The organism is Chitinophagales bacterium, from assembly GCA_041392475.1.
Lineage (GTDB): Bacteria > Bacteroidota > Bacteroidia > Chitinophagales > UBA2359 > JAUHXA01.
The window spans coordinates 979772-992450 of the sequence record JAWKLZ010000001.1 but is presented as its reverse complement, the minus strand read 5'-3'; the positions used below and the strand labels follow the sequence as shown (position 1 = coordinate 992450).

The window sequence follows — 12679 nt, the reverse complement described above, 5'->3', positions numbered from 1 at the left end:
AGAAGTCATGTATAAAGATAGGCTATTTACATCAAAATAACAATACTGATAACTCAAAATATGTAGTTTTTTAAGCTGATTGATAGTATTTTAGTATTTCGCTTACAGAAAGATAATATTGAAATGAAAAAAGCCCAGAATTGATTATCAATTCTGGGCTTTTGAAAATTTGAGTTTTTATGAAGACTAAAGCTTTGTTAGCAGTTCTGCCTTTTTGCGGAGAAATTCCTCTTCTGTGAGGATGCCTTTTTCGGTCAATTCGTGAAGGCGGTGAAGTGTTTCAAAAATGTCTTTTTCTTCGGGAGCAGGGTCAATTTCGACAGGTTTTGGGTCTTCGTCGTATTGTTTTTTGAGTTTACCCGCATATTCCTTTCCACGCTCAAATTCACGCTCATACATTTCCTTGGCTTTGTCCACATCAAAATTGAGGAGGTCGTTGCCGCCTTCGAGATGGTTCACAAACACTTGCCCTAAAGCATAAGTAGAAGCACCCGACAAGATTGCCAAAGAAATACTGCCGACTACATAGCCATATCCTGGCACTAACTTCGTGGCAATTGCGCCCACACGCACCAAGGTATTGCCGACCAAAGCCGTGATGAGACTTTTGCTCACTCTGCGAGAATAGTCCACATCATAAGTACGGCAAAGCTGTTTCATCATGGCCAATTGCACCAAGGTCAAAACGCCTACATCTACGATAGGGAAGGGGATAGCACCCGCACCCATGGACCAAAGAATGTGATTATTCACCACTTCGTTTGCCCGTTCTTTGCGGTTTTCGTTGTTGTTTTCAGGAAACAAGCCGCCGATTTTGTGTTTGAGGTAAGTAGGTAAAAAGGATATGAAACTCATGTATATGGTTTTTGTATTGGTGAAAAGACAGTTAGTGAAACTTCAAATTCAAAAAACTAATGTTAAATGAATTGGTATCAACTCATTTATCAGAAATTAAGAAAAAAAAGGGAAAGGTATCTACACTTTCTGTCTTGAAAACATCCAATGACAAAAATTAGTTCAATATTAACAAATCTTAATTTTCCTCTAATGTAGTGGGTTTTTTGATGAAAAACAAAGAAAGCCTCATTTGAATAGTACCATCGAATAGAAACTTTAAGAAATTTCTATTCGATTATTAATTTCATACTAACCACCCCTGTACGAGTCGAAATTTTTGCGATATAAACTCCGCTATCAAAATCAGCTACTTTAAGACTTGCCTTACTACTGTTTGGGTGCAAAACCAAAATCTCCTTCCCAAGGGTATCAAAAATAGTGATGGTTTCAATAGTGTGGTTTTCGGAAGTTATGGTCAGGTGATCTTTTACAGGGTTTGGGAAGCAGTGTACTCCTTCTATGTTCGATAATGGATCAATACTTACGGCTTCTGGACTTGTTTGTACAATGTCATCAAACAGGAAAGTAGCATTAGGGGAAGCATCATTGAGGGTAGCATAACCCAACATGAACGTCAACACATTGTAGACTGGTGGATCTCCCGCAAAATCCCAATAATAGGTTTCCCATGCACCCGACACAGTGGTAAAGACATTTTTTTCATTCGCAGCTCCCGATTCGGTACTTTCAACTTTAAACTTCAATAAAGTTCCTACGGGTGCATCTGTATAGACTTTCATCGAGAGGGCACTAAGGGTGGTATAGTCCATGAAGTCTGTCAATACAATTTTGCTCTGCGCCCAAGGTGCTCCACCACTCCTAACAAACTGACCAACAGTAGTACTGGGGTTGATTTCGTCTATTTTAGGATTGGGAACTACGCTTGTTATTGCACCAAATACGTTTACAAAGTCAGAGCTAACAACGCTCGCTTCAAAGTCGATGGGCAAGGTAGTTGGTAAAGGATTAGGCAATGAGGGCCCCACGAACTGTTCGACATCATCGAATAGGAAGGTAGAAGTGGCAGATCCATCTCCTACATTGCCAAAATCGAATATAAAGTTTATTTTGTTGAAAGCATTGGACTGATTGTCAAAGTTCCAACTGGCGGTCTCCCATTCTCCCGATACCGTAGTGACATAATCTAAATTGTACAAGCCACTAGAACCCTCCAATTCCAATTTGATCCGTGTACCCGCTGGAGCTTCTGTATATACCTTCATGGAAATATGCCACATAGTAGAAAAATCCAAGTTGTCGGATAACAATATTTTACTTCCGCCCCAAAACTCACCTCCGTTTCGCACGACTTCACAAACCGTATTGCTGGTATTGATGCCATTCATTTGAGGGTTTGGTATCACCGTTGCCTTTGCTCCCGAAAAATCAAGAAAGTCGCTGGTCACGACTCCTGTTTCAAAATCGATAGGTAAGGAGGTAGGTCTTGGAGCGGGAGGGCCTGCAATTTGCTCAATATCGTCAAAATAGAAGGTAGAAGCGGCAGATCCATCTCCTATATTGCCAAAATCGAACATGAATACGATTTCGTTCAGGTTATTTGGTGTACCCGCAAAAATCCACTCTAAGGTTTCCCACTCACCAGAAGTAGTTGTGAAGGCATCCACATTATCTACCGAGGGACCTTCTCCTTCGAGCTTGAATTTGACAACTGTTCCCACAGGAGCAGTCGTATATACTTTCATGGAAATTTTTGTCAGTGTAGAGAAATCTAAATTGGAGGATAGCAAAATTTTACTGCCCGCAAAAACAGCTCCACCATCTCTAATAATACGGGCTACGGTAGTGCTGGTGTTGATTCCTTCTACTACAGGATTGGCAATCACAGTTGCTGTTCCTCCATCAAAATCAACAAAGTCGGAGGTAGTTACAGCGCCTTCAAAATTAATCGGCAAGCTTTGAGAATACCCGTAATAGAAAGTAAACAGGCTTAAAAACAGTACAATTTTTTTCATTTTAAATTTCTTCTAAGTTTTGATAAAAAATGCAGTCCAAAGGTAAAGATTCAATGTGGTTATAATACGATTTATCAGTCCTTTGAAGGGTAGCTGTAAAGTTACAATATTGCCCGAATTATTACACTGGGATAGAAAATTCTTAATAGTTCTGCAGCAACGCAGCGATTCTCTCAAATAGATAGGGTGTTGGTATGGTGAGTCTCTATTTAGGACTTTATGATTCGTTTTGAGAGATTTGCTGCTTTAATATTCCATTTTCCTCCCCTAAATAGCCCTCTCAAGGGGAAATAAGGCGTAAGTTAGACACTGTTCGAGTGATTATCAATCACCAATTCGCACCTCCACTTTTTGTGTTGTAGAAGGTTTGTCTGCGTCCATAGCTTTTTCCATTTCGGTAGGCGGTCTCCAATTGGGCATAGTAGCTACCATATTGTTGGGGGTAATCCTTGCCGAAACCGCACCGTCAGCAGTCATGACATACACATGACTCTCGTTGAGCGTAGATGCTACATAAGCAATGTATGCGCCATCAGGGGACCAAGTAGGCATCATTTCATTGATATCGGGTGTATTGGTGATGTTGACAGGTTCTCCTTCTCCATTTGCTTTTACTCTAAAAATATCATAATTGCCTGTTCTGTTGGACACAAATACCAATTCTTTGCCATCAGGCGACCAATCGGGTGTGAAATCAAGTGCATTGTTGTCGGTAATGCGTACTAAGTTGCTGCCACTTCTATCTGCCACAAAAATTTCGGATTGGTTGTCGTGTCTAAAAGAATGGAAAGCAAATGAAAGGGCATCGGGCGACCAAACAGGATAGGCATCATTGTAGGTCGTAGCCGTAAGTTTTTGCAGATTGTCCCCATTTCTATCCATTCTGTAAATGTGTTGTGCCTTATCCTTGTCGCTGGTAAATAAGATTTCATTATCTTTTGAAGCACTGGGTGAACGCTCTTTGAAGTCAAAGCGACTGACCTGCTTGTAGAGCGAATCTTCAAGCGAAAAAAAGTAGGTATGCGGTTTTCCATTGCGGTCAGATTCAAAAACAAAACCCGTAGCATCGGGCAACCATTTGGGCAGCAAGTCATTGCCTTTGTCGTCGGTTATTTGCTGCAAATTTGTTCCATCTCCATTGAGGATATGTATGTTGTATTTTCCCTTTTTTTGAATACTGCAAAGTAGCTTAAAATCTGCAATTCTGTCCTTCAATGCTCGGCTGCTGACCTCATTTCTCAATGCAATCTCCTTCACCATACTGAGAGAATCTTTCCCCATGTCGGCAGAAGGAGTTTGTCCATTTTTATTGCCACAAGCAGTTAAAAAACAAATTGATAGAATCAGAATTCCTAAAAGATGTATTGACTTCATCTTGTGTTTATTTTTTAATAAGAAAAAAATACGCTTGATGATGACTGCAAAACAACCATTTTTCAGTCACTATCAAGCGTGCAAATTTCTCATTAAAAAAGGGAAATAGGAAAGAACATCGGAAATTTGAATCGAAAATGACTACAATTCCTTTTGAAATTCAAACTGAAGTTCATTTATCGCATTGGTTAGCATCTGTTTATTGAAGTATTGAGGTGATTTGAGTATTAATAAACGAAAGTTTTTGGTTCGTTGAAGGTTTTGGGTTGCCTTATCTTTGTGGGTGTTAAAAAGACAATAAATAACCTTTTCACTCAATTTTTTATTACCATTTAAAACCTTCAAGAAATGAAAATTTTTCAAAAATTCTTTGTTTTTTTAGTTTGTTTAAGCATATTATTTGTTTTTCAAAGTGAATCCATCCTTGCAGCTAATGTAAATAGCAGCAGTGATGATGTACAATCCGTCAAAATCATCAAAGCGGTGGGCAGAATTGTTGAAGTACTGCCCGAAAAAGGCGCAAAGTACAGCATACAAATTGTGGTAGAAGATAATGGCAATTTACCCAATGAAATTGAAGTGGGACTTATGCGCTATGTAAAAACAAATGCTGCTGATCCTCAAAATACTGCTGTTGGCGTTTTGGGTACATTAGCGGACAATGATTCTTCGAATCCTTCAAGTAGAGCCTATGGTGCTTTGAGGAAAATGCCATTTGCTGATAGACAAATGACCGTTTTTGAACTGGTAAATCCTCAAACAACGAACCAAAAAGGCTTACAGGTAGGAGATGCCAAAGTGGTTAAATTGTCTTCGGATGTGATTGAATATACCTTGGGTGATAATACAGCGAGTAGAAGGCCCTTGACCTGTGTAAATGAAGTTTGCGATGATTGGGGTTGTATGTGCAAAATCGAGATGGAAAGACCTTGGTGATAAAAACAAAAGATTCTTTGACAAAATCTGTTAAATATGACTTCGGTAGTTTATCCTTTGAAAGGAATACCAAGGTATTTTGTTGAAGATTAATTTTTTACGAAACTGCCGAAGTCTTTACCGATTCCACAAAAATCTTCAAAGAACCCCAAACAAAAAAGCGACTCCGAATAGAGTCGCTTTTTTGTTTTTAAGTTTATTACGTCTCGTGTCTTAACTTACTCAATAATCACCTTCTGCGTAAACTTTTGACTGGTACTTTTTTGGCTAATCATCACCAAATAAGTACCCCGTTTGTAAAGATTAAAGTCGGGTAGAAATTTGGAATAAGAGCCCGAAAGATTCGACAAATCTTCGGTGTAAACAGGAAAACCAACGATGTCAAAAATTTCCAGTTTGGTATCTTCTGCAACTTCTGCCAAGTCAAATGCAAATAAAAATTCTCCCTTATGGTAGTCAGGTGTCACCATAAAATTTTCTACATTCAAGCCACTTGCCATTTGCAGCCAAGCTGCTTTTTCATCCAGCGTATTGAGGTCAAAAATATCAGTAGTTGCTACCGTGACAGTGAATTTTGGATAGGCTTTGATAGAGCGATTTTCTTCTACATTGCTCATATCTTCCAGATATTCAAAACTTTCAGGGGTAGGTGAGCTTGAGTTTATTTGTTGGTCAGGAACTTCTACTTCATAGGTTGTCGTATTTTGAGGAAGCCGTTTGCTTTCTGCAATGTTCACCGTAGCCGAACGCAAAGTCATATTCCCTTTTCCATCCGTTTCGACCCACTCAATTTCTCTCACCCCGTCCACTTCTTTGACCGTAGCTCCCGCAGGAATTTTGAAGTATTTATCCAAGTTGATTTCCCCTGTTTCGACATTGTAATACTCAGACTCCAAAATTTCTTTGGTACGAACACTGATTTTTCGCTGTCCTTTGCTCGCACTTGCCGCACGGTTGATACCCGCATCGTCATAGCCTCTCAATCTTAAAAATTGTTGGGCAGCAGATTGACTTGATAGAAGAGTGTCAATGACCGTAGAAATGCCGTTCATTTCGTCGGTCACGATGACATTTACTTTTTTGGTGTAAGAAGCTTGGGCTATTAGTGAATTGAACGAAGCGGAAGACAAAATAAAAATTACAAAAACGCATACAGAATAAAAATGTTTTTTCATTACAGGAGGTTTTATAGTGAAGGATTAAAATATAAAAGCTACAAAAATAGGAGGATTCCTTTTATTTGTATTGTTATTTCGGAAAAAACTTGCAAATAGTATCATAACCACTTGATTAGTTTTATTTTTTATATCATTCATATAATCTCTTTATTGTAAAGATAATACGAAAAATATAAAAGGTGTCATTCTCTTAATTTTTTTGGAGAATAACACCTTTTTAGGAATTGAAAAATTTGCCAAGTTTGAGAAACGTTGGCGAGTTTATTGCAACTAATTAACGCACAAATTTATACTCCTTTCCAGGATAGTACGCCCAGTCACCCAATTGTTCTTCAATACGCAACAACTGATTGTATTTAGCGATTCTATCAGAACGAGAAAGTGAACCCGTTTTGATTTGCCCTGTATTCAAAGCCACTGCCAAATCTGCAATCGTCACATCTTCGGTTTCACCCGAACGGTGACTCATCACGCTATTGTAGCCATTTCTTCCCGCCAATTGCACACAGTTGATGGTTTCGGTCAAAGAGCCAATTTGGTTCACTTTGATTAAAATAGCATTGGCAATCTCTTGGTCAATACCCGTTTGAAGGCGGTTGACATTGGTCACAAACAAATCATCACCCACCAATTGAACGCTATCACCAATCAAGTTGGTCAAAGTTTTCCAGCCATCCCAATCGTCCTCGTCCATACCGTCTTCAATCGAAATAATGGGATATTTTTTAGCCAAATCTACATAAAATTGAGCCATCTCGCTGGAAGTCAGTTTGTCACCACTTGATTTGTGGAAATGATACAAACCTTCCTCACCCAAGTAAAACTCAGAAGAAGCTACATCCATGGCCAACATCACATCCTCACCTGGTCGGTAATTGGCTTTTTCGATGGCCTGCAAAATCACCTGAATTGCCTCCTCATTAGAACCCAAATTTGGTGCAAATCCACCTTCGTCTCCAACATTGGTAGAAAACCCTTTTTTCTGCAATACTTTTTTGAGGTTGTGAAATATTTCCGCACCCATTCTCAAAGCATCCGAAAAACGCTCTGCACCAACAGGAACAATCATAAACTCTTGAAAGTCCACGCTATTGTCGGCATGAGAACCACCGTTGATGATGTTCATCATCGGAATAGGAAGGGTATGGGCATTCACACCACCGAGGTATTTGAACAAAGGTTGCTCCATTTCAGCAGCAGCAGCCTGCGCTACTGCAAGTGAAACACCCAAAATAGCATTTGCACCCAAGTTGCTTTTGTTAGGTGTGCCATCCAGTTCAATCATCAGATAATCAATTGCCGCTTGCTCGAAAACGCTGACTCCTTCTAACTCATTGAAAATAGTAGTCATCACATTTTCTACGGCATTCAATACACTTTTGCCCATATAATAATCACTCACACCATCCCGAAGTTCAACTGCTTCGTGTTTGCCTGTTGAAGCTCCTGAAGGCACTGCTGCACGTCCAATCGCACCGTTTTCTGTTTGTACTTCTACTTCGACAGTTGGATTTCCCCTTGAATCGAGAATCTGCCTTGCTGTAATATCCGTAATAATACTCATAGGAATAAATATAAGTTAAAATAAAATGACCTATTTGTGGTAGTTTGCTCTTCAATAAGTTTGCTTTTCCTTCAATAAAGAAGGCGAAACAATGGCGAAGGTAAGGAATTAATAAAAAATATCTAAATACATGACAAATTATAGATAGTCGCAAGCTCTCATAAATGCAAAATTTCCCCTTCAATTTTAATCGTATCTTTGCTCCCCTCCAAACAAGCACTCCAAATTAGAGGTCTCTATTCACAAACAAAAGACTAATTTTAGGCTCAAAAAATTATTGAATGGCAAACCAAAAAAAATTCGGGGCTTTTGCTGGAGTGTTTACTCCCTCCTTACTGACCATCTTAGGCGTAATCATGTACATGCGTTTGGGTTGGGTAGTTGGTAATGCAGGGTTGATTGGTACTATTGCCATCATCGTCATTGCCCATGTTATCTCGATAACCACAGGACTCAGTATTTCCTCAATTGCCACCGACAAAAAAGTAGGTGCAGGAGGAGTTTATTATGTACTCTCCAGAAGCCTCGGGTTGCCCATTGGAGGAGCAATCGGTGTGACGCTCTTTGTAGGCACAGCCATGAGTATTGCGCTCTATCTCATTGGTTTTGCAGAAAGTTTCAACCCCTATTTTGGATTGGATGCGAGTATCAATGGACTTAGAATGGGTGGTTCATTGGCCTTGCTCTCTTTGGCGATTTTGGCACTTATTAGCACCTCTTTGGCTCTGAAAGCACAGTTTTTTATCATGGCAGCGATAGTGTGTTCCTTGGTGTCGATATTTTTTGGAGTCTCTCCTCAAGTTCCCGAAACACTGGCTTTTTTACCACCTTCCGAAGGCCTTTCGATGGAAGTCATTTTTGCAGTATTTTTCCCTGCGGTTACTGGTTTTACGGCAGGAATCGCCATGTCGGGGGACTTAAAAGATCCCAAAAAATCCATTCCACTGGGTACCTTATGGGCGATTGGTGTTGGTTTTGTAGTGTATATTGCGTTGGCGGTGTTCCTCTTTTATACCATTGATGGCGGGTTGTTAAGAAGTGACAACAACATCATGCTCAAATTGGCACTATTTGCGCCAGCAGTCGTTGCAGGGATTTGGGGAGCAACATTGTCTTCTGCGCTTGGCGGTATTTTGGGTGCGCCCAGAATATTGCAGGCCATGTCGGTGGACAAAATCACTCCCAATTTTTTTGCCACAGGCGTAGGGAAAGGGAATGATCCTCGGAATGCCTTATTGCTTACTGTACTCATTGCAGAAGCAGGTATTTTGATTGGAGAATTGGATACGATTGCAAGGGTATGTTCGATGTTTTACCTTGCAGCTTATGGGTTTATCAATCTTTCGTTTTACTTGGAGAGTTGGGCAAGCTCTGATTTTAATCCCACATTTAGAGTCAAAAAATGGGTGGGATTGATAGGATTCATTGCCACCTTTGTTGTCATGTTTCGCTTGGATATGATTGCGATGGTGGTGGCATTTATCGTGATTGGGGGAATCTATTTCTGGCTGGCTAAAAAACAATTGGCTTTGGGTTCGGGCGATGTTTGGCAAAGTGTATGGTCGTCTGTGGTCAAAACAGGGCTGCGCCGAATGGATGAAAAACAAGACCACAAAAGAAATTGGAAACCCAATGTTTTGCTCTTTAGTGGCGGCACCAATCAACGTTCACACCTGCTCGAATTCAGCAAAGAATTGGTGGGTAATCGTGGAATTGTGACCAATTTTGACCTACATGAAAATCAAGAAGCCGCACTTTTATTTCCCAAACACCAGCAAAGTGTAACGGACGAGTTGCTCAAACAATACGGTGTTTTTGGGAGGCGAATTGAAGTCAAAAACATCTTCAAAGGCATCGAAACCATTGCTTCTACTTTTGGTTTTTCGGGTATTGAACCCAATACTATTCTCATGGGTTGGGCGAAAAATACGGCTGATCCCATTTGGTTTGCCCAAATGACCCAAAAGTTGATAGACTTGGATTACAATGTGTTGTACCTTGATTATGATTGGCGTTTTGGGTTCAGAAAATACCAACAAATTGACCTGTGGTGGAGGGGTTTTGGGAATAATGCCGAATTGATGTTGAACATTTCCAAGTTTTTATTGGCTTCAAATCTATGGCGCAATGCCCAAATTAGGGTACTGCTCGTTGAAGATACGAATAGCAACAAGAAGGTAATAGAGAAGAAAATCAAAAAAATCTTGGAAGAACGCAGGATTGTTGCTTCTGTCAAGGTGATTGGAAATGCGGTGGACAAACGCCCCTTATACGAATTGATGAAGGTTTATTCTTCCGAAACAGATTTAATATTGGTTGGTATTCCTGCCGTCAAATTGGAGGAGGCACAAAATTTTGTGAGCAGAACGAATGATTTGGTTGGCACGATAGGCACGACTTTGCTGGTGAAGGCTTCTACCCAATTTGGTGAAGTTCAGGTCTTGACACCCAATACCGTTGCAGTGACTTCCAATAGTCAAGGTGCTAAAAATCAAGTTCTTCCCGATGTATTGGCAGTAGAAGATGTTGCTTTGGCAACAGCGGTCAGTGAACTACAATTTGCTTTGGACAAGCAATTTTCGGATTTTGTAGAAGAGGTGTTTTCGCCTATTCAAGAAAAATATTTGGAACTGTACCATCTGACCTTGACCGAAATAAAAGGCATGGGGAATGAAGCCGAAACGGATAAGGAGGAATACCAAGAGTTTTCGCAGATGTTGGATAAGCTTCAACTGAAATTGAAGCAAATACGTCAAAGGGAAATTCCGATACTGAGTGAATTGTTTTCGGAAAGTAACAGGGAGTTTGGGCTTGAAATAGAGCAAATATTTGACACCGTGCCTAAGAAAATAAAGGTCACAAAATCAGGTAAAACGCAAACTATAAAGTTGCGGAAAATTGCTGCAATGCTTCAATCTGCCCGATTGACTCCTGCCTTCAACCGCCTCTATTTGACCTTTGGAAACGACTGTTTTGAAAATCTATCCAAAACCATAGGTGACATCATTTCAAAGACCTATCACTTATTTGAAATTGATGGATTCACTGGGCATACGGCCATATTGAAGCCCGAAATGCCTTTGATTGTAGCTGAATTGACAGAGTTGTTGGTCCAACAAATGTCTTTTTTCCAAGACCTAAAAATGCAAATGGAATTTGAAGGCTTGTCTTTGTTTAGAAACTTTTCAAACGAGATCATCACCATCAGTCAAGACCCTGATACGGCTGCAAAATTGAAGGCTATAAAGCTGCAAACCAACAAAAGAAACGTCCATAGATTTACCGAAAACATTGCTTTTTTCCCTTCAAATTGGAGCAACAATCAAAACGTTCTCCATACTTCTCTGGAAACGAATTTAGAACTTGCACAAGTTAATCTGTTGATCAATGAGGGGATTTGTGATATGCTAAAAACCTTGGATCAGGAAGTGAACCGTCCTATTGAAGAGCAGTTTTCGGGGCATGTGACTACAATGCAAAAGGTGATTGAAGAATTTGATGGTGGATTGAAAACCCAATCAATCGAAGACTTTGATGTGCATGAAAACCAGTTTATTGGGATTGACCGCTTAATTAATTTGATTGTAAAACAAATGGAGGATGTACCTTCAATGGTAGATTATGATGCAGTTTTGATGAGCAAAACATTGGTTGAAGATTTTGAAGACCTGCAGATGGAGGGCATTTTGCCAACAAATCTGGATTTGTCCAAAATTGTAGATTTTATTTTGGAAACCAAACTGAATGGGCCTATTTACAATCACATTGAACATTATTTGGCGGAAGCTTCAAATATTTATTACAATCAGATCAATAGCGTGAACCTGTTGAAGTATTCGCTGAGGGAGTCAAAAAAACAACAGGAAATTAAGGAGTTGCTGCAAACGGTGAGGCAAAAATTTGAGCATGAAAACGAGCTTTTCAAAATCGCCAAAATAAGGTTTGAAGAGGACATTCGGGCTATATTGTATGATTTGCAGATGGAGCTTGATAGCCGATTTTTGGTCGAAAATGCGGACAATTGGAACCGATTTATCAATGTGTCAAAACGAGAAAAGGGGATTGCTCGCATCAAAAATAGGGTCAACTCCCAAATTAATGGCATTTATACGACTCTGAACAAGGCATTGACCGCCAAGAAATACGAATCTGATGTCTCTTTGTTTGAGTTCAAATACCAACTCAAAAACAATGTAGAACAAGGTTTGATTTTTGTGAATGCCATGTATCCAAAAGCAGTTGTTGCAGCTTCGCTGCCTTTCTATTACAAGCAGTTGTTTCAAGGTAAACAACTACCCGTGCAGCAAAATTACCTCGGCAGAGAAAGGGAATTGACGCAATACAAAAATGCAAATATGGAGGGTAGAAATAGTGTCGTGCTGATTGTGGGTAAAAGTTTGGTGGGAAAATCTCACTTTTCGGAATATTTGGCGAGCGAAAGACTCTCTAAAAACGTCTTTAGAATCCCCGCCCACGGCAAACAGGGGACTGTGAAAGAACTTCAAGAATCTATCTGTGCAGCTACCAATCAGACGGGTAGTCTGGAACAATGTTTGGCGAAATTACCTGCCAAATCTACCTTGGTTTTTAGTGATATTGAAGTGTGGTGGAATAGGTTTTTAGAAGAAGATGCTTTGACAATTTTGATAGGATTGATCGATCAGTTTAGCAAAAAACACCACTTTATTTTGATTAGACTTTGGACAAAAGAATCCCATTCAACCTTCGGTTGAGCTAAAAACATAATAATATTTTCT

At 39.8% G+C, this 12679-nt stretch carries 7 protein-coding genes; 2 read left to right on the top strand and 5 right to left on the bottom strand.

The window, feature by feature from the left end:
• Positions 1 to 186: 186 nt before the first annotated feature.
• The 3 genes from R3E32_03710 to R3E32_03700 all read right to left on the bottom strand — a co-directional run bounded on the left by R3E32_03710 (position 187) and on the right by R3E32_03700 (position 4244).
• Positions 187 to 855: a DUF697 domain-containing protein gene (locus R3E32_03710; GenBank protein MEZ4883822.1), complete on the bottom strand. Its 669-nt coding sequence runs from the start codon at positions 853 to 855 to the stop codon at positions 187 to 189.
• A gap of 269 nt (positions 856 to 1124) precedes the next feature.
• Positions 1125 to 2870: a T9SS type A sorting domain-containing protein gene (locus R3E32_03705; protein ID MEZ4883821.1), complete on the bottom strand. Its 1746-nt coding sequence runs from the start codon at positions 2868 to 2870 to the stop codon at positions 1125 to 1127.
• A 324-nt stretch (positions 2871 to 3194) separates the two neighbouring features.
• A complete protein-coding gene (locus tag R3E32_03700) occupies positions 3195 to 4244 on the bottom strand; it encodes a hypothetical protein (protein ID MEZ4883820.1) in 1050 nt (349 codons plus the stop codon).
• 348 nt (positions 4245 to 4592) lie between these two features.
• Between R3E32_03700 and R3E32_03695 the strand changes: the two genes are divergently transcribed.
• Positions 4593 to 5180, top strand: a complete 588-nt coding sequence (locus tag R3E32_03695) for a hypothetical protein (protein ID MEZ4883819.1) — start codon at positions 4593 to 4595, stop codon at positions 5178 to 5180.
• Between the two features lie 218 nt (positions 5181 to 5398).
• On the opposite strand, the gene R3E32_03690 is transcribed toward R3E32_03695, so the two are convergent.
• On the bottom strand, positions 5399 to 6355 hold the full coding sequence (locus R3E32_03690) for a hypothetical protein (GenBank protein MEZ4883818.1): 957 nt from the start codon (positions 6353 to 6355) through the stop codon (positions 5399 to 5401).
• Positions 6356 to 6632: 277 nt separating this feature from the next.
• Positions 6633 to 7922 (bottom strand): phosphopyruvate hydratase, encoded by a 1290-nt coding sequence (gene eno / locus R3E32_03685; GenBank protein MEZ4883817.1) that lies wholly within the window; start codon positions 7920 to 7922, stop codon positions 6633 to 6635.
• Positions 7923 to 8203: 281 nt separating this feature from the next.
• Between eno and R3E32_03680 the strand changes: the two genes are divergently transcribed.
• Positions 8204 to 12655, top strand: coding sequence for a hypothetical protein (locus R3E32_03680; protein ID MEZ4883816.1), 4452 nt, complete (start codon positions 8204 to 8206; stop codon positions 12653 to 12655).
• Positions 12656 to 12679 lie beyond the last annotated feature (24 nt).